General features: G+C 71.4%; 22 protein-coding genes and 2 pseudogenes. 11 read left to right on the top strand and 13 right to left on the bottom strand.

Translation table 11 applies throughout. The annotated features are described in order from the left end of the window. Positions 1-21 precede the first annotated feature (21 nt). Entirely contained in the window at positions 22-225 is a 204-nt protein-coding gene (locus DEI96_RS14885; protein WP_111024728.1) for a hypothetical protein, read from the bottom strand. Between the two features lie 287 nt (positions 226-512). Between DEI96_RS14885 and DEI96_RS14880 the strand changes: the two genes are divergently transcribed. Continuing rightward, positions 513-1,091 (top strand): TetR/AcrR family transcriptional regulator, encoded by a 579-nt coding sequence (locus DEI96_RS14880; protein WP_111024727.1) that lies wholly within the window; start codon positions 513-515, stop codon positions 1,089-1,091. A gap of 82 nt (positions 1,092-1,173) precedes the next feature. Here the strand turns inward: DEI96_RS14880 and DEI96_RS14875 are convergent, their stop codons facing one another. Further along, entirely contained in the window at positions 1,174-1,818 is a 645-nt protein-coding gene (locus tag DEI96_RS14875; protein ID WP_111024726.1) for a GntR family transcriptional regulator, read from the bottom strand. Positions 1,819-1,915: 97 nt separating this feature from the next. Between DEI96_RS14875 and DEI96_RS14870 the strand changes: the two genes are divergently transcribed. The 4 genes from DEI96_RS14870 (at position 1,916) to DEI96_RS14855 (ending at position 4,995) form a co-directional block, all read left to right on the top strand. Beyond that, positions 1,916-2,623 (top strand): DUF969 domain-containing protein, encoded by a 708-nt coding sequence (locus tag DEI96_RS14870; RefSeq protein ID WP_027465970.1) that lies wholly within the window; start codon positions 1,916-1,918, stop codon positions 2,621-2,623. After that, complete coding sequence (locus tag DEI96_RS14865) at positions 2,620-3,702, top strand: DUF979 domain-containing protein (RefSeq protein WP_111024725.1); 1,083 nt, start codon at positions 2,620-2,622, stop codon at positions 3,700-3,702. Before DEI96_RS14870 ends, DEI96_RS14865 begins: the two co-directional genes overlap by 4 nt. Then, a complete protein-coding gene (locus DEI96_RS14860) occupies positions 3,689-4,750 on the top strand; it encodes a DUF2891 family protein (RefSeq protein ID WP_245165121.1) in 1,062 nt (353 codons plus the stop codon). The genes DEI96_RS14865 and DEI96_RS14860 overlap by 14 nt, the downstream gene beginning before the upstream one ends. 62 nt (positions 4,751-4,812) lie before the next feature. Then, positions 4,813-4,995 carry a hypothetical protein gene (locus tag DEI96_RS14855; RefSeq protein ID WP_027465973.1) on the top strand — a complete coding sequence of 61 codons (183 nt, stop codon included), beginning with the start codon at positions 4,813-4,815 and terminating at the stop codon, positions 4,993-4,995. 32 nt (positions 4,996-5,027) lie between these two features. Here the strand turns inward: DEI96_RS14855 and DEI96_RS14850 are convergent, their stop codons facing one another. The 4 genes from DEI96_RS14850 to DEI96_RS14835 form a co-directional block, all read right to left on the bottom strand. Beyond that, the gene (locus DEI96_RS14850) at positions 5,028-5,330 is read right to left on the bottom strand and encodes a putative quinol monooxygenase (protein WP_111024724.1); all 303 of its coding nucleotides are present in this window, start codon (positions 5,328-5,330) and stop codon (positions 5,028-5,030) included. 63 nt (positions 5,331-5,393) lie between these two features. Further along, the gene (locus DEI96_RS14845) at positions 5,394-6,278 is read right to left on the bottom strand and encodes a 5-oxoprolinase subunit C family protein (protein ID WP_111024723.1); all 885 of its coding nucleotides are present in this window, start codon (positions 6,276-6,278) and stop codon (positions 5,394-5,396) included. Beyond that, positions 6,275-6,916, bottom strand: a complete 642-nt coding sequence (locus DEI96_RS14840; protein ID WP_111024722.1) for a 5-oxoprolinase subunit B family protein — start codon at positions 6,914-6,916, stop codon at positions 6,275-6,277. The genes DEI96_RS14845 and DEI96_RS14840 overlap by 4 nt, the downstream gene beginning before the upstream one ends. After that, positions 6,913-7,674, bottom strand: a complete 762-nt coding sequence (locus tag DEI96_RS14835) for a LamB/YcsF family protein (RefSeq protein WP_111024721.1) — start codon at positions 7,672-7,674, stop codon at positions 6,913-6,915. The genes DEI96_RS14840 and DEI96_RS14835 overlap by 4 nt, the downstream gene beginning before the upstream one ends. Before the next feature lie 169 nt (positions 7,675-7,843). Here DEI96_RS14835 and DEI96_RS14830 point away from each other — a divergent pair, with 169 nt between their 5' ends. Both DEI96_RS14830 and DEI96_RS14825 read left to right on the top strand, forming a co-directional pair. After that, on the top strand, positions 7,844-8,014 hold the full coding sequence (locus DEI96_RS14830) for a hypothetical protein (protein WP_164941189.1): 171 nt from the start codon (positions 7,844-7,846) through the stop codon (positions 8,012-8,014). Positions 8,015-8,311: 297 nt separating this feature from the next. Then, a complete protein-coding gene (locus DEI96_RS14825; protein WP_111024720.1) occupies positions 8,312-9,676 on the top strand; it encodes an MFS transporter in 1,365 nt (454 codons plus the stop codon). A gap of 99 nt (positions 9,677-9,775) precedes the next feature. On the opposite strand, the pseudogene DEI96_RS14820 reads toward DEI96_RS14825, so the two are convergent. From DEI96_RS14820 to DEI96_RS14805, 4 genes and pseudogenes are all read right to left on the bottom strand, one after another. Continuing rightward, a pseudogene (locus DEI96_RS14820) lies at positions 9,776-9,925 on the bottom strand (DivIVA domain-containing protein); the annotation flags it as partial. Positions 9,926-9,937: 12 nt separating this feature from the next. Next, a pseudogene (locus tag DEI96_RS14815) lies at positions 9,938-10,030 on the bottom strand (DivIVA domain-containing protein); the annotation flags it as partial. Positions 10,031-10,095: 65 nt separating this feature from the next. Then, positions 10,096-10,440, bottom strand: a complete 345-nt coding sequence (locus DEI96_RS14810; RefSeq protein WP_071405928.1) for a hypothetical protein — start codon at positions 10,438-10,440, stop codon at positions 10,096-10,098. A gap of 146 nt (positions 10,441-10,586) precedes the next feature. Then, positions 10,587-11,414, bottom strand: coding sequence for an alpha/beta hydrolase (locus DEI96_RS14805; RefSeq protein ID WP_181440589.1), 828 nt, complete (start codon positions 11,412-11,414; stop codon positions 10,587-10,589). 133 nt (positions 11,415-11,547) lie between these two features. On the opposite strand from DEI96_RS14805, the gene DEI96_RS14800 reads away from it, so the two are divergent. Then, the gene (locus DEI96_RS14800; RefSeq protein WP_284183611.1) at positions 11,548-12,141 is read left to right on the top strand and encodes an LppP/LprE family lipoprotein; all 594 of its coding nucleotides are present in this window, start codon (positions 11,548-11,550) and stop codon (positions 12,139-12,141) included. Here DEI96_RS14800 and DEI96_RS14795 read toward each other — a convergent pair. Further along, positions 12,135-12,848, bottom strand: a complete 714-nt coding sequence (locus DEI96_RS14795; protein ID WP_111024468.1) for a hypothetical protein — start codon at positions 12,846-12,848, stop codon at positions 12,135-12,137. The two genes, DEI96_RS14800 and DEI96_RS14795, sit on opposite strands and share 7 nt — an antisense overlap. Before the next feature lie 9 nt (positions 12,849-12,857). Between DEI96_RS14795 and DEI96_RS14790 the strand changes: the two genes are divergently transcribed. The 3 genes from DEI96_RS14790 (at position 12,858) to DEI96_RS14780 (ending at position 14,808) form a co-directional block, all read left to right on the top strand. Further along, entirely contained in the window at positions 12,858-13,889 is a 1,032-nt protein-coding gene (locus tag DEI96_RS14790; RefSeq protein WP_111024467.1) for a YeiH family protein, read from the top strand. A 77-nt stretch (positions 13,890-13,966) separates the two neighbouring features. After that, complete coding sequence (locus tag DEI96_RS14785; protein ID WP_111024466.1) at positions 13,967-14,578, top strand: hypothetical protein; 612 nt, start codon at positions 13,967-13,969, stop codon at positions 14,576-14,578. Continuing rightward, positions 14,578-14,808 carry a helix-turn-helix domain-containing protein gene (locus DEI96_RS14780; protein ID WP_071245067.1) on the top strand — a complete coding sequence of 77 codons (231 nt, stop codon included), beginning with the start codon at positions 14,578-14,580 and terminating at the stop codon, positions 14,806-14,808. Before DEI96_RS14785 ends, DEI96_RS14780 begins: the two co-directional genes overlap by 1 nt. A gap of 116 nt (positions 14,809-14,924) precedes the next feature. Here DEI96_RS14780 and DEI96_RS14775 read toward each other — a convergent pair whose 3' ends face one another. Next, the gene (locus DEI96_RS14775) at positions 14,925-16,001 is read right to left on the bottom strand and encodes an ABC transporter permease (RefSeq protein ID WP_111024464.1); all 1,077 of its coding nucleotides are present in this window, start codon (positions 15,999-16,001) and stop codon (positions 14,925-14,927) included. Beyond that, positions 15,998-16,879: an ABC transporter ATP-binding protein gene (locus DEI96_RS14770; RefSeq protein WP_071245065.1), complete on the bottom strand. Its 882-nt coding sequence runs from the start codon at positions 16,877-16,879 to the stop codon at positions 15,998-16,000. Before DEI96_RS14770 ends, DEI96_RS14775 begins: the two co-directional genes overlap by 4 nt. Positions 16,880-17,155: the final 276 nt, after the last annotated feature.

The raw sequence follows: 17,155 nt of genomic DNA, 5'->3' as shown, positions 1-17,155 counted from the left end.
ACCGGCCGGCGTGCGAACGGACTACGGAAGTACCTCGTTGAGGACGAGCGCGACGCCGATCGCTGCGACGCAGACCAGGAATGCAGCCGGTGCCGTCTTGCTCTTCGACTCCAGCACGCCAGCGAAGCTCGCGGCGCTCAGGCCGGCTGCTCCGGCCGCGACCGTGAGCGGCCATCCATTGACGACCAGCACCACGCAGGCGACGCCGAGTAGGATCGCGCTCACTGCGAGCCCCGTGCTGAGCCCACGCCGGAGACGAGAGTGTGCTGCTCGCTCCGGAGTGATCGTTCCGAGAGCTCCGGAAGATCGTCCGATGGTTCTCCGAGACAACGCCATCTCCTCATGTGGTCACGACTTGTACCTGCGTTCACAGGCTACTGATGTTCCAGATGGTTCGTGCGTAGTTTGTATTTCTCTCGAAGTCGTTCTGCAGGGATTCCGCGAGAGGTGGCCTGAAGCCGCTGCAGTGCACTTCAGCTCCGCAGGGCCGTGTGATCGGTACGGTGGTCGCCATGGCCCGATTCACGCCCCCAGCCGCTGACGCGATGCGCGCCCGGCTCCTGCTCGCCGCGCGGGACGAGTTCTCCGCGGTCGGACTGGCCGCCGGCAGGGTCGAACGGATCGGTGCCGCGGCGTCGAGCAACAAGGCGCAGGTCTTCCACTACTTCGGCAGCAAGGAGGGGCTGTTCGACGCCCTCGTCGCGGAGACCGTGACCGAGACCTTCGCCGAGGCCCCGCTCGACACCGCCGACCTCGCCGCCTGGGCCGGCCGGGTGCACGACTCGTACGTCCGTCGCCCCTGGGCCCAGCGGCTCGCGACGTGGCACCGGCTCGAGCGCGCCGACGTCCCGCTCGAGTCCGTCGCGACGAGCTACGTCGACGCGGTGGCCGAGGTCGAGCACGCGCAGCGTGCCGGGGTCCTGCCGCGGGCGTTCCGTCCGGCGGTGCTGCTCGGGCTCGTGCTGCACACCGCGGCGTTCTGGAGCGCGACCGCTCCGGAGTACGAGCCGCTGGTGCAGGCCGTGACGCCGCCGCGGCGTCGCCAGGTCGTGGTCGACGCGGTCACGGCGCTGCTCGGCGGGAAGTCCTGACCGAGGGGTCCGCAGGGATCAGCGTGAGCGGTCGCGGGCCGGACGTGCGGGGCGGAGCCGCACCGGGCCTCCTGGCCGTCCCTCAGTCGGCTGCGCCGGCGGCGACCCGCAGCGTCCGCTCCGCGTCGTCGAGGTAGTCGGCGAGCAGCGCCGAGGCGGCGTCCTGGTCGCCACCGCGCAACGCGGACACGATCGCGTCGTTGCGTTCGACGAAGTCGGCGTGGAACGAGGCCGGGTCCGCGGTGGTCAGGAAGGCGAGCCGCATCTCGGCGAGCAGGCCGTCCATCAGGGCGTGGATCCGCTCGCTCGGCACCGCGCGCACGAGCTCGGCGTGGAACCGGATGTCGGCGGTGCCGACCGCGCCCCAGTCGCCTGCGGACGCGGCTGCCCGGGCGTCGGCGACCGCTGCGGCGGCCTCGGCGAGTGCCGGTGCGTCGGGGGTGCAGGCGCGCACGGCTGCCTCTTCGAGCACCCGCCGAGCCGCGTAGAGATCGGTGACGTCGGCGGCGGAGAGCCGGCGGACGAAGACCCCGCGGTTGAACACGTGCTCGACGAGACGGTCGCGGGCGAGCAGCCGGAAGGCCTCGCGCAGGGTGTTGCGTGAGACCCCGAGCTGGTCGCTCAACCGTTCCTCGGACAGCTGCGCCCCGGGGGAGAACCCACCCGACGCGATCATGGTGCGCAACCGCGTGGCCGTGGAGTCAGCGCCGCCGACGGTTCGGGTCATGGCACCGATCCTGGCACGGGTGGCGTTTGTGAAGGGCGTGTTACAGAGCGGAACCGGCTCTTGCGATTGTTGAACAATGCGGTCCAGACTGTCCCGCATGTTCGTCCTCATCGGCGTCGCCGTCGTCATCGTCGGCTTCGCGTTGCGCATCAATGCGCTCCTCGTCGTCACGGTCGCGGGCATCGTGACCGCGGCCATCGGCGGGATCGGTCCCGTCGGCATCCTCGACGCGTTCGGCAACGGGTTCGCCTCGAGCCGGTCCGTCACGACCTTCGCGCTCGTCCTGCCCGTCATCGGTCTGATCGAGCGCTACGGCCTGCAGGACCAGGCGAAGCGCCTGATCGCGAAGCTCGACAAGCTCACGACGGGTCGTCTGCTCGCCGGGTACCTGGTGATCCGGCAGGTCACCGCGGCGGTCGGCCTGACGAGCATCGGTGGCCCGGCGCAGACCGTGCGCCCGCTGGTCTACCCGATGGCCGAGGGTGCGGCGACGAAGAAGTACGGGCGGATCGACGACCGCATGCGCGAGAAGATCAAGGGCTACTCGGCGTCGTCCGACACGGTCGGTGTGTTCTTCGGCGAGGACGTCTTCGTCGCCGTCGGCTCGATCCTGCTCATCACGACGTTCGTCGACTCGACCTACGGACTGTCGCTCGAACCGATCGACCTGGCCCTGTGGGCGATCCCGACGGGCATCGCGGCACTCATCGTGCACGGCGGACGCCTGCTGCTGTTCGACCGCCGACTCGACAAGATGGCGGCGGACGCCCGTGCCGACGCCCCGACCCTGGGGGCAGCAGCGTGATCACCAGCGAATGGCTCTACTGGCTCATCGGCGCGTTCTTCATCGCCGTCGCCGTCCTGATCGTCACCGACACCGCGCACGCGAAGCGCCTGGGCAACGCGGCGTTCTGGGGTATCCTCGGCCTGTCGTTCTTCACCGGCACCTTCGTCGCCGCCGGCACCGTGCCGGCCTGGACGCTCGGGATCGCCGTCCTCGTGATGGTCGCGCTCGCCGGACTCGGCTTCACCGGCACGACGAGCCGCACCCGGGTCGCGAGCATCCCCGGCGCCGGCACGGGTGCCGAGACCGGCCCCGCCGAACCCACCGGCGTGACGCAGAAGATCACGGACGCCGGCAGCGGCAGCACGAGTGTGCTCGCCACCACCAGCCCGGACGAGCGCGCCGCGTTCGCGACGAAGTACGGCAACCGGCTCTTCATCCCGGCCCTCGTGGTGCCGGTGGTCGCCGTGCTGGTCGCGACGCTCGGCCCGCTCGTCTCGTTCGGCGGCGAACCGCTCCTCGCCGAGGGCAGTGCGACCCTGACCGGCCTGGGCATCGGTTCGGTGCTCGCCGTGGTCGTGGCCGTGTTCGTCCTGCGCCCGCCGAAGATCGCCACCCCGATCCGCGAGGGCGGTCGCCTGCTGCAGGCGATCGGCTGGGCGGCGCTGCTGCCGCAGATGCTCTCGACGCTCGGCATCGTCTTCACCCAGGCGGGGGTCGGTGACGCCGTCGGCACCATCATCAAGTCGGTCCTGCCCGACGGCTCGCTGCTCGCCGCCGTGGTCATCTACTGCCTCGGCATGGCCCTGTTCACGATCATCATGGGCAACGCCTTCGCCGCGTTCCCGATCATGACGGCCGCGATCGGCTGGCCCGTCCTGGTGCAGGGCTTCGACGGTAACCCCGCCGCGATCTTCGCGATCGGCATGCTCGCCGGCTTCTGCGGCACGCTCGTCACCCCGATGGCCGCGAACTTCAACCTGGTGCCGGCCGCCCTGCTCGAGATGCGGGACAAGTACGGCCCGATCAAGGCGCAGATCCCCACCGCCGCCATCCTGCTCGTCGTCAACATGGGAGTCATGTACCTTGTCGCATTCTGATGCCGCCCCGATCGACCTGACCCGCGCGGCCTGGGCCGACCGCTTCGCGGCCGTCGCCGCGGACAACACGACCCGCGAGTACCCCTACGCCGCGCACCACGCGACATCCGGACCGGACGACCGGGCCCTGCCCGTCGAGCTCCACCCCGCCTTCGCCACGTCGTACGACTGGCACTCGTCGGTGCACATGCACTGGCTCGCGGCGCGCCTGGTCGCGCACGGCCTGCCCACCGACCTGGAGGCCCGGCTCACCTCGATCCTGCAGGCGCACCTCACGACGGATCACCTCGCGACCGAGGCCGCTTACCTGCGCGAGACGCCGCACTACGAGCGCCCCTACGGCTGGGCCTGGCTCGCCCGGCTCGCCGCCGAGGTGTCGGCATCCGAGGCGCCCGCTGTCCGGGCACTGGCACCGGGGTTCGCACCCGTCGTCGACGTCCTCGAAGACCTGGTCGTCCGGTGGATCGACGGCGCCGCGCACCCCGTCCGGCACGGCGTGCACTCGAACTCGGCGTTCGGGCTGCTGCTCGTGCTCGAGGCCGCCCGGTCGCTCGACCGTCCGGCCCTGGCGGCAGCGGTCGAGGGCGCTGCGAAGGACTGGTTCGGCGCGGACGCCGGGTGGCCGTTCGCCTGGGAGCGGAGCGGGCACGACTTCCTGTCCGCGGGCCTCGCCGAAGCCGACCTGATGCGGGCGGTGCTGCCCGCCCCGGAGTTCGCGACGTGGGCCCGTGGCTTCTTCGCCGCGGTGCAGCCGGGCGACGCGATCCTGCGGTCGACGGTGGTCCGTGACGAGAACGACCCGCAGCAGGTGCACCTGTTCGGGCTCGACCTGTCGCGGGCGGGATCGGCCCGGCGCATCGCGGACGCACTCCGCGCCGGCGGCCCGGACGACTCCGGCACCGGCATCGCCGACCTGCTCGACGACGCGGCCGACCGGCTGCTGGTCTCGGGTCTCGCGGCGAGCGTGGGCGAGGAGTACTACTCCACTCACTGGCTGGCGAGCTTCGCCTGGGACGCCATGGAGGCCCGGGAGCACGCCGCTCGCTGACCGTCGTCGGGAGCGCTCGACATCTGCGGACACGTCGAGGATCCGGAGGTACCTTCGGGGCCATGAGCGATCCGAAGGACGACGAGACCCTCGACGACTTCCGCGAGGCGCAGGAGACCGACTACGAACCGGAGCCGACCGTGCTCGACCCCGACGACCTGCCGGTGGTCGACGACGCGGACGACGAACTGCTCCCCGACGACGACCGACCGGTGCCGCTCGACACCGACGACGACACGATCTGAGCGATCGCGCCGTTGTCGGCTTCGGCGTCCGTTCAGTCGAGCGGGAGGGTCCGCGCGAAGGTGCGGGTGACCGGAGTCGCGGCGAGGAACGGTGCCATCGCCGGAGCACCCTCCGGCGTCGCGCGCCAGGCCACGTAGGTGTCGTGGTCCTCGGCGGTCGTCCACGACTCGACGACGACCATGCGCGCCGGGTCCTCGTCGTCGACCAGGACCTCGAGCGACTCCAGGCCGTGGAACGACGCGGTCTGTTCGAGCGTCTCGCGGATCGCACCCTGGAGTGCGTCTTCGGGGGCGTCGCTCTGGAACTGGACCTCGAGCAGGACGGTCATCGACATGGGGAACCTTTCGTCAGCGGTGTCCAAGCCAACCCCTGACCCCCTGCGCTTGTTCCGGGTCGGTCAGTCGAGGATGCGGAACCGGAGCGGATCGCCCGGACGGAGCTGCGCCGCGAGGTCGATCGACGACGGTGTCAGGACCGCGATGACCGGGTAGCCGCCGGTCACCGGGTGGTCGGCGAGGAACAGCACGGGGAAGCCCTCGGGCGGCACCTGCAGTGAACCGGTCTCGACGCCCTCGCTCGGCAGCTCGCGTGCCACGGAGCGAGCGAGCGGCGTCGCGGCCGTGGTGCGGACCCCCACCCGGTCGCTGTCCGCACTGACGGAGAAGTCCTGGCCGGTGAGGGTCGTGCGCCACTCCGGGGTGAACCAGTCGTCGCGCGGTCCGGGCACCACGTCGAGCACGACCGACTCGTCGGGCCACCGCGGCTCGGGCTGCGGCACCGCGTCGACGATCGGCCACGACACCCGGGCGTCACCGACGGGCAGGACGTCACCGGCCGACAGCGGCGGCGGACCGAGGCGCGCGAGGGAGTCCCACGAGCGGCTGCCGAGCACCGGGTCGACCGCGAAGCCCCCGAGGACCGCGACGTAGGCGCGCAGGCCCACGGTCGCGGTGCCGATCCGGAGCGTGTCGCCCGGGGCCAGCAGCAGCACCTCGTGCGAGGCGGCACCGCGGACCGATCCGTCCGCCCGCTCGACCTCGACGGGGCAAGCCGCGCCGGTGGTGGCCGCGACCACGTACGCGTCGGCGCGGAGCGTGACGGAGCCGAGCAGGGCCTCCAGGACGGCCGCGTCGGGACGGTTGCCGACCAGTCTGTTGGCGAGTGCCGCGGAGCCACGGTCGGCGGCTCCGGCCGCGCCGAGGCCCATGTCGCTGAAGCCCGGGCGCCCGAGGTCCTGCGTGGTCGCGCCGTAACCGACCTGCACGACGGTCAGCGCGGTCATGCCGCACCCGCCACGACGAACCGGACGAGCGTGCCGGCGGGGGCGAGCGCCGGAGGCGTGCGCTCGAGGGACCACATCGGCACCTCGGTGCGGCCGATGAGCTGCCAGCCGCCGGGCGATGTCCGCGGGTAGACGGCGCTGAACTCGCCGGCCAACGCCACGGCCCCGCTCGGGACGGCCGTGCGGGCGGTGCTGCGGCGGGGCAGGTCGAGCGGTCGATCGCTGCCGGTGAGGTAGCTGAAGCCGGGGGCGAAGCCGCAGAACGCGCTCGTCCAGAGCTGCCCGGTGTGCCACGCCACGAGCTCGTCGCGCCGCATGCCGGTCAGTTCGGTGACGGTGTCGAGGTCCTCGCCGTCGTAGGTGACGGGGATGACGAGCGGGTCGGCGTCGTGCGCTTCGAGCGTGGCGCTGACCGGGCTGACCGGGCTGACCTGCGCGAGCTCGGAGCGGAGCCGCCCGGCGTCCGTCGTCGTCGGGTCGAACCGGAGCAGCAGTGTCCGGGCACCGGAGACGACCTCGGTCAGCCCCGGCAGGGTGGCCTGTGCGAGTCCGGCGCGGAAGGCGACGACGTCGGCGAGGGACCCGAACGTGGCGAGGAGTGCGGTGCCGCCAGCGGAGCGGACCTCCGGGCCAGTCACGGCGCGAAGGGCGCGATCGTCACGCCGTGCTCGGTCAGCAGTGCTCGGATGGCCCGGGCCATCGCGACCGCGTCGGGGGAGTCACCGTGCACGCAGACGGAGTCGGCACGCACGGCGATCTCGGACCCGTCGACGGCGGTCGCGACCCCGTCGGTGACCATGCGGAGCACCCGGGCTGCGACCTCGTCCGGGTCGTGCAGCACCGATCCCGGCTGCTTCCGTGACACCAGCGAGCCGTCGGGTTCGTAGGCGCGATCGGCGAAGGACTCGCTCACCGCGCGGAGCCCGTGTCGCTCGGCCGCCAGCAGCAGCTCGGACCCGGGCAGCGCCAGCACGGCGAGGGACGGGTCGACGTCGGCCACGGCACGGACGACGGCCTCGGCCTGCACGGGATCGGCGCAGGCCGTGTTGTACAGGGCACCGTGCGGCTTGACGTAGGTGACGGCCGTGCCGGCGACGTGCGCGGTGGCGGCCATCGCGCCGAGCTGGTGCACGACGTCGGCGTACAGCTCGTCGGGGGTGACGTGCACGGGCCGGCGGCCGAACCCGATCAGGTCGCGGTAGGCCACGTGCGCGCCGATCGCCACACCACGCTCGGCGGCGGCGCGGGCGGTGGCGAGCATGATCGTCGGGTCGCCGGCGTGGAACCCGCAGGCGACGTTGGCGCTCGAGACGACGTCGAGCATCGCGGCGTCGTCGCCCATGGCCCAGGCTCCGAAGCCCTCGCCCAGGTCGCTGTTCAGGTCGATCGTCGTCACGGGTGCTCCCTGTCGTCGCGGGTTGTTGAACAATCTACCGATCACCCCGGTCCCTGTCATCCGCTTCCCCCGGTCGGACGGCGGTTTCCGAGGTGCGCCACGTACTGTCCGAGTCCTCAGTACCACCGGCGGCAGTGCTGCCGGATCGATCTCTGCACTGGAGCAGCTCATGACCGACAGTGACAACACGCACGACGCCCCGAAGAACGACTCCGAGGGCACCGAGAAGCCGGGCGGCCTCGGCGACGACAACACCATCCCGAACAACCCCGACGGCCTGGCCGCAGGGCACACGGGCGACGACTCGCACTTCAACCCGGAAGAGGACGGCGAGCACTAGCGGCTCCTTTCCGGCCTGCGGGTCGATGCAGAACGACACCGTCGTTGTCCCCCGACAACGGCGGTGTCGTTCTGCGTCGGCACGCATCCGCACGCGTCCGCACGCGTCCGCACGCGTCCGCACGCGTCCGCACGCGTCCGCACGCATCCGCACGCGTCCGCACGCATCCGTCCGCACCCGACGAAACAAACAGCGCAAAACCTTCCGGCACGAGGTTTCCGGTGCTACAGTCCCGATCACCTAGCAGCACTAGGGATTCAGCGGGCACCGAAGCCCCCTGTGACTCGAGGAGGAGTCATGTCGACACCGACGTCGAAGGAAGAACCCACGCGGGGCATCGCCGGGACCGCGTCCCCAGCGGTCACCGCAGCCGCCGGAGCCACCGCCACGGACGCCGCGGCGTCCCGAGCGTTCTCGGTCGAGGGCATCACGCAGTCCGTCAGCACCGTCCGGGTGGGCCGGGGGTACCTCTGGGGCCTCAGCTTCGCCCAGTTCGGCCTGTTCGTCGCCCTGCTCACCCCGGTCTTCGTGAGCATGTCGATCAAGGCGACGGAGCTGAACCCGACGAGCCCCGAGACCGTCGTCGGTTCGGTCCTGCCGTTCGGAGCGCTCGGCGCCCTGTTCGCCAACCCCCTGTTCGGCGCGCTCTCCGACCGCACCCGCACGCGGTGGGGCCGTCGCCGCCCCTGGATGGTCGGCGGTGTCGTCGTCTTCGTCGGTTCCCTCGCCTGGCTCGCGTTCTCGCCCGACGTGCTGCAGCTCACCCTGGCCTGGGTGCTGGCGCAGGTCTCCGCCAACGCCGTCCTGTCCACGCTGACGGCGAGCTTCGCCGACAACGTGCCGGAGTTCCAGCGTGGCAAGGCCTCGAGCGTCATCGCCCTGGCACAGAACATCGCGATCCTGGCCGGGCTCTACCTGGCCGTGTACCTGGTCGGGAACCTGCCGGTCCTGTTCATCGCCCCGGGCGTCCTGGCGATCATCGCGGTCCTCGTGTACTCGTTCGTCGCTCGCGACGACCTGCCGACGACGCCCGTCAAGCCCTTCAGCTGGATCAACCTGATCAGCTCGTTCTGGACGAACCCGATCAAGCACCGCGACTTCGGGCTCGCCTGGTGGGGCCGTTTCCTCATCACCTTCGGCACGTTCATGTTCACGACGTACCGACTCCTCTACATGCAGGACCGCATCGGGCTCCCGCAGGGCGAAGCGGTCGGGGTCGTCGCGTTCGGCGTGCTGCTGTACACGATCGCCCTGCTCGTCAGTGCGGCCGTCTCCGGCTGGGTGTCCGACCGGATCCAGCGTCGCAAGGTCTTCGTCTGGGGTTCGACGGCCATGACCGCCGTCGGCCTGGTGATCCTGGCCCACGTCGACAGCGTCGGCGGGTTCTACTTCGCCGAGATCGTCCTCGGTTTCGCCTTCGGCATCTACGCCGCCATCGACACCGCCCTGGTCGTCGACGTGCTGCCCGACCCGGAGCGCCCCGGCAAGGACCTCGGCGTCATCAACATCGCGAACGCCCTGCCGCAGTCACTCGCCCCCGCCGTCGGCCTGTTCCTGCTCGGCATCGGTGGCGGCCAGAACTACACGCTCATGCTCTGGGGTGCCGGCGTCGCCGTCATCCTCGGCGCCCTGGTGATCCTGCCCATCAAGTCGGTCCGCTGACCGACGCGACCGCCTGGAGGCGCGACCCGCGTCCGCGACGCACGCCGCGCCTCCAGGCGGTCACCTGCACCGCACGTGGCCGCGTCAGCGGGGGCCGTGCTGACGCAGTGCGACGACGACCTCGTCGAGGAAGTCGTCGACCTGCCCCTGGTCGTACCCCTCGCGGAACTTCGTCGGCTGGAACCGGACCGCTGCGACCTGCTCCGGTGTGAGCGGGTCGACCGGGCGTCGCTGCTCGTACCCGGCCAGGGTGGTCTGGACCCGGTCGAGGAACGCGTCGACCTCGCTCTGGTCGTACCCCTCGCGGAACTTCGTCGGCCGGAACCGCTTGTCCGCCACCTCTCGTGCGAGCATGTCCTCCCCCTTCTGCTGGCGCCTCTCGTGGCCCTGCCATGGTGTCACGGGCGGGTTGCCGGGGGTCAGAGCTGCGGTGAGCGCCTGCCGAACAGCGCGTCGAGGAACCGCGAGAACCGCGACTCCGGCTCGTGGGGCGTCTCGATCGAGCGGGTCGGTGAGCGGAAAGCCAGGTCGTGCAGCATGTTCCGCTTCGACCCGTCCCAGTTCGCGAACAGGTAGGTCCCGCCGATGAAGGACATGCTCCGGACCGGCGTGCGCTTCCACGAGTCGGCAGCCACGTAGTAGCCCGCGTGGCCGGCGCGGATGTGCTGGATCACGGTGTCCACGTCGATGACACCGGTCGGTGTCACGACGGCGGTGATGCCCGTGCGGTCGCGGGCGACGTACTCGATGAGGTGTTCGGTCACGATGGAACTCTTCGTCACGGTGGTGAGACGCCACGGCAGGGAGCGTGGCGAAGGGGATTCGGAACCGCCGTTGCTTCCGTTTCCAGAGTACGTCCGCCGCGGGCGTGCCGTCCCCGGATGTCCGCCGTTCGCAGATGGATGAGCGTTCAGCGGATGGGGTTCCGGTCGGCCCAGTCCACGATGCGTTCGATCGTGTCGTCGAAGTCCCGCGTGCCGGGTCGGTTGAGGAATGCGTGACGGCTGTCCGGCAGGACGTGTCGTTCGACCTCGATGTCCGCGGCCGCGAGCTCGTCCGCGAATCGTTCGCCCGACGCACGCATGACGTCCCGCTCGGCGTCGATCACCAGGGTGCGGGGGAACCCGCCGAGGTCGTCGGACGCCGGGTAGACCGCAGTGGGGCGGCCGCCCGCGTACGCCCGGTTGCTCAGGTCGAGCAGCAGCGGCGCGTGCGTGAGCCGCCGGTGGCCTCGGACGAGTCGCTGCAGCGCCCGGTCACGCGGGAGTCGGGCGTGGAAGAACCCGTAGGTCAGCACGAGGCCGACCAGTGGCGGGGCGACCGCGGACGCCGCCAGGCACGCCCCGGCGCTCGCCCCACCGAGCAGCAGGCCGGCGGACGGTGCCTCGGCGTGCAGGTGGCGGAGCACGGCGACGATCTCGTCCCGCGCGTGGGGTGCCCGTCGTCGCCCACGTGGTCCACCCCGGCCGAGCCACGGCAGCCCGGGCAGTGGTCCGAGGCGGTAGTCGACGGTCACGACCGGCAGCCCGCGCTCGGCGAGTGCCCGTGCGACGGCGTCGGACTCCGGCAGGTCGAGGTCGCCCCGGAAGAACCCGCCGCCGTGCACCCAGACCAGGGTCGGGGCTCCCACGCTGGCGCTCTGGTTCAACGGTCGGTACCGCCGGACGGGAACCGGTCCGTGTGGTCCGTCGATCCGGTCATCGGCGACCTCGATCGTGTCCTGGTGCTTCCCCCGCATGGGAGCAGTGTTGCAGGACGCGGGCGGGAGCCGGGCTCGCGGCGCTCGAACAGGCATGCTTTCGGAGCGTCGCGAGGGACACGGCCCGGTAACGATGCGGGCGACCGCTCGGCGGGGCAGGCAGCGTGGAGGCATGCGCCTGACGAGAGCCGCCCTGATCCTGACCACTGCGACCCTGGCCGCGCTGCTGACGGGGTGTTCCGGCGCTGACGGAGCGGACGGCGGTGCGGCGACCCCGACCGTGACCGAGACCGTCACCGCCCCGCCCTCCGACGCCGCGAGCACGCCGACGCCGACGCCCACCCCCACCCCGACCTGCGGGCCGTCGAGCGGTGCCGAGGCTGCGGCCGATGGCATCGCGGCCCTGCCGCTGCCCGCCGGCCTCGAGGATGCGAAGTGGGACGCCGCGAACGCCGACTACTCCGGCTACGACGCCTGCGCGCCACTGTCCTGGTCCGTGGTCGCACCCGAGTACGGCACGGCAGGATCCCCGTACGCGATCCTGCTGTTCCACGAAGGCCGGTACCTCGGCACGGCCACTGCCCAGCAGTACGCCTTCGAGCCGACCGTCGAACGACAGAGCGACTCGGCCGTCACGGTGACCTACCGGTTCGCCAAGGCCGGCGAGCCGAACGCAGCGCCCTCCGGCCGCACCACGGCCACCTTCACCTGGAACGACGAGACCGGCCGCGTCGAGATGACGGGGGGCACCCCGCCCGCTCAGTGACGGTCGGTTGGCACCGAGTCCGGGCCGAGCTCCCGCTGCAGGGTGCGCAGGACCCGTACGAGGGTGTCGAGCTTGTCCGGTCCGGCCTCGAACTCACGTCCGAGGGCAGACCGCGGCTGCACGACCACGTCGTCACCGTCGGTCGTGGTGATCCAGACGCCGAAGTCGGCACGCTGGCCGCGGGACTCCCTCGTCGCGACGGAGAACCGTCGGATGCGCGCCCACGGCAGGCCGAACACCGGCGCGTCCCGTGACGGTGCCCACGCGTGCAGGCCGAACTCGTCGACGGTCCAGACCTCGGGGCGGGGCTTCGGGAAGTCGTCGGAGGTGCGCAGGCCGGACGTCAGCACGGGCAGGTGGAACCGGGGTGCCCGCCCCGCTCCGATGCGCGCGAGCGTCCGGCGGTCGCCTCGCCCGGCGGACAGCGTCGACACGGCCAGCAGCACCCCGAACCCCGCGACCACGATCGGCCACAGCACGAACGACCCCTGTGTCCGGGCGCTGTCGATGCCGCGCAGGAAGTCCGGGAACGCGAACTCGGCGACGAGCGCGGCGAGCCCCACCGCCGTGGTGACGACCGCCGCGAGCAGCACCGGCCCCCGCTTCGGCATCTCCCCGTCGCGCAGCCGTTGCACCCACCGTTCCCCGGAGTACTCCACCGTGCCATCTTGCCCGTCGCGGCCACCGATCGTCCGCGAGCGCGACATGCTGTTCCCATGCAGTCCGTCCGTGCCGCCGCACCCGGTGTCGCCCTCGCCGTGGCGATCGGCATCGTCGCCACCCTCGTCGGCCGGGTCGTCCCGGTGGTCGGCGGTCCCGTCCCCGCCGTCCTGATCGGTGCCGTCGTGGGGTGGCTCGTCCGACGCCGCACCGGTGGCACACTCGCCGCGCTGGCGCCCGGCGTGAAGTTCTCGTCCAGCCGGGTCCTGCAGTTCGCCGTGGTCCTGCTCGGCGCGCAGCTGTCCATCGGTGAGGTCCTGCGCATCGGCGGTGAGACCCTGCCGGTGATGCTCGCGACGCTCGTCGTCTGCCTGGTGGCCGCGTGGGGGATCGGCAGACTGCTCCGGGTCTCGGGCGCACTCCGCACCCTGATCGGCGTCGGGACCGGCGTCTGCGGCGCCTCGGCGATCGCCGCCGTGACACCCGTCATCGGCGCGGTCAGTGCGGACGTCGCCTACGCGATGTCGACGATCTTCCTCTGCAACATCGCGGCCGTCTTCGCCTTCCCGCTGCTCGGGCACGCCCTGGGCCTCAGCCAGCACGCCTTCGGCGTCTTCGCGGGCACCGCCGTGAACGACACGTCGTCCGTCGTCGCCACGGCGACCGTCTACGGCCGCCAGGCGACCGACACCGCGGTCGTCGTGAAGCTGGTGCGCACCCTGATGATCATCCCGATCGTCATCGGGCTGGCCGGACTGGAGGCCCGCCGCGCCTCCCGCGAGCAGCTCGCCCCCGCCTCGGGGCCGGGTCGCGGGTTCCGTGTGTTCCGGTTGGTGCCGTGGTTCCTGATCGGGTTCCTCGTGGTGGTGCTGCTCCGGACGGTCGGGGTCCTGCCCGCGTCCGTGGCGCCGGGGTTCGCGACGGCCGCCTCGTTCCTCATCACGGTGGCGCTCGCCGCGATCGGCTGCTCGACGGACTTCGCCGCGCTCCGCCGTGCCGGGTTCCGGCCGATGCTGCTCGGCATCGCGCTCTGGGTCCTGGTGGCGGGGACGTGCCTGGGCATGCAGGCGGCCTTCGGGCTGCTGTAGGGGTTGCCGGCACCGGACCTATCGTTTATCGTTGCATCGAAATTCGATGGTATCGATGATCGACAGGGGAAGCAGCCTTGACCACGCCCGTCTACGAACCGCCCCGCGGGCGGAACTCCTACCTGGCCTACGTCGTCTCGTGTGCGATCGGCATCGCGATCGTGGTGTGGCGGTACGTCGACCTGCTCGTCCACTCGATCGCCTCGGGCACGGTGGCGGTGCCGATCCGGATCCGCGAGACCAGTGCCGTCCCGCAGCCTCCGGGTGGCGCGACGGTGACGTCCGACCAGCTCGTGCTCCGGGCACCGATCGCCGACGTGCCGGGTGGTGCGATCGGGTACATCCGCGTCGGCGACGCGCTGGAGGTCCTGCTCGTCAGCGCCCTCATCGCCCTGGTCGCGGCGGTGGCCTGGAAGATCTCACGCGGCGGGCTCTTCGACCGCTCGACCACCCGGATCCTCGACTGGCTCGGCGGCGCGGTGCTGGCCGCCGGGTTCCTGCCGTCGTTCGTCCGCCGGATGGGGTGGAACTGGGTGGTGTCCGGGCTCGGATGGGACGGGTACCTGCCCACGCCGGTGGTCGACCACCAGTTCCTGCCCGTGTACCTCGGCCTGCTCGTCGTCGTCTGCTTCCGGTTCGCGCTCACCGCCTCGCAGCGGATGGTGCGGGACCAGGCCGGGCTGGTCTGATGCCCCCGGAACAGGAGGACGGCCACGCGGTCGTCTGCCACCTCGACGACCTGCTGGCCGAGCGCGGGATGACCCTGACCGAGCTCGCCGACCGCGTCGGCGTCACCGTCGTCAACCTCTCGGTGCTCAAGAACAACCGGGCCCGTGCGATCCGGTTCTCCACCCTCACCCGACTGTGCGAGGTGCTCGGCTGCCAACCGGGCGACGTCTTCTCGGTGCGCACGGACTGACGACGGAAGGCCCGCCCGACGTGAGCTGATCTGCTCACGCTGGGCGGGCCTCCTGGCCGTACCTGCCGTACCTGCCGTACCTGCCGTACCTGCCGTACCTGCCGTACCTGCCGGCGTCAGCCGCGCAGCGCCTCGGACAGCTTCACGCGACTGCCGGTGCGGAGCAGGGCGTTCTCGTAGACGCGGGCACCGATGACCACGACCGCGACCACCGAAGCGGCGACGATGACGAGCGACAGGATCGGCTCCCACCACTCGGCCGTCCCCAGGAAGATCCGCATCGGCATGCCGATCGGGGCACTGAACGGCACGTACGACATGATGCCGAGGATCGTCGGGTTGTCGTACGCGACGATGATCAGGAAGTACGGGATCATCACGAGCATCATCACCGGCGTGGTGACGCTGCCGACGTCCTCTTGACGGGAGACGAGCACGGCCGCCGCGGCGAACAGCGACGCGAGGAGCACGAACCCGATCGCGAAGAAGCCGATGAACCACAGGATGCTCGGGCCGAGCATCGCGAACATGTTGTCCTGGCCGGTCACCGCCAACGTGACGATGGCGGCGACGGCCACCGCGACGATCTGGGCGAAGGCCATGATGCTGTTGCCGAGGACCTTGCCGGCGAGCAGCGCCCGGGCCGGGATCGCGGACATCAGGATCTCGACCACCCGCGTCGACTTCTCCTCGACGACGCTCTGCGCGATCGACTGGCCGAACGTCACCGCCGACGCGAAGTACACGACGCCGAACGCGATGGCGATGAGGTACACCAGCCCGCCCGGTAGTGCATCCGGGTCGAGCAGCTCGATGCGCGGGGTGACGCTCAACGCCGAGACGACCTCGGACGGTGCCTCGTCGAGCCCGACGACCTTGTAGCCGAGCGGGTCGTCCGACGGCACGATCGCCGCGTCGACGTCGCCCTTCGTCACGAGCCGTTCGGCCTCGTCGACCGACGCCGACTCCGTGACGTCCAGCCCACTGGTGGTCGGCAGCGAGACGCCGTCGACGACCGCGACCGGGGTGGTGTCGTCGGCGGTGGCCTTGCTCACGATCCCGCCGACGACGATCGACGCGACGACCATGCCGATCAGGATGAGCGCCGAGACCACGAAGGCCTTGCTGCGGATGCGTGCCTGGATCTCACGTGCGGAGACGAGCCGCACGGCCTGCACGAATGAGTTGTTCATCGGACGACCTCCCGGAAGACCTCGCTGAGCCGCGGCACCCGCGGCGAGAACGACCCGACGGTGCCGTGCTGGACGGCACGCTGCAGGACACGCTGGGCGGTGGCGGCGTCGGCCTCGAAGACCGCGTACCCGCCGTCGAACTCCCGCACGGCCACACCCGGCTCGTCGCGGAGCCAGGCGACGTCCCCGTCGACCAGCAGCTCCCACGCGGCCGGGCCGGCCTGCTTGCGGAGTTCCTCCTGCGGACCGGCGGCGCGGATCGTGCCACCGGCGATGACGACGACGTCGTCGCACAGCCGCTCGACCACGTCGAGCTGGTGGCTCGAGAACAGCACCGGGACGCCCCGGGCCGCGGTCTCGCGCAGGACGCCGAGCACGGTGTCGACGGCCATCGGGTCGAGGCCCGAGAACGGCTCGTCGAGCACGAGCACCTCGGGGTCGTGTGCCAGCGCCGCCGCGATCTGCACGCGCTGCTGGTTGCCGAGCGAGAGCTTCTCGACGGGGTCGCCGGCGTGTGCGGTGAGTTCGAGGCGTTCGAGCAGCTCGCCGGTGCGGGTCGTCGCGGCGCGCTTGTCGACGCCGTGCAGCCGGGCCAGGTAGGTGATCTGCTCGGCCACCGGCATCTTCGGGTACAGGCCGCGTTCCTCGGGCATGTAGCCGAAGCGGCGGCGGTCGGCGGGACGGACCGCGGTGCCGTCGATCGAGACCGTGCCCGCGTCGGCCTGGAGCACGCCGAGCATGATGCGCATGGTGGTGGTCTTGCCGGCACCGTTGCCGCCGACGAAGCCGGTGAGGCGGCCGCTGCCGACCGTGAACCCCACGTCGTCGAGCACCCGGCGGTCGCCGAAGTGCTTGGTCACCCCTTCGATGGTGAGCATGTCGTTCCCCTTCGTCGCGACGCTGGTCGTCGCTGCGTCCGACGCTATTGGCCGGGAGGCACGCCCCGCCTCCGCCGCCAGACGGGACTTGGGTGGGTGGTCGACTCCACCGCGTGGGGGAGGAGCGCGCGTCGGTCCGGTGGGCCGGGTGCGGGCTTCTTCGGGTCGGTGCGCGCTTGTTCGGCTCGTGCGGGTTCGGTTGCTCGGTGCGTCGTTCTGGCGGCGCACGGTGCGGTCAGGGCCGCACGGGTTGAACGAAGGCGCACGGTGCGGGCG

The organism is Curtobacterium sp. MCLR17_031, assembly GCF_003234775.2.
Lineage (GTDB): Bacteria > Actinomycetota > Actinomycetes > Actinomycetales > Microbacteriaceae > Curtobacterium > Curtobacterium flaccumfaciens.
The sequence above is the reverse complement of the archived record's forward strand: the minus strand, read 5'-3'. Positions and strand labels throughout refer to the sequence as shown.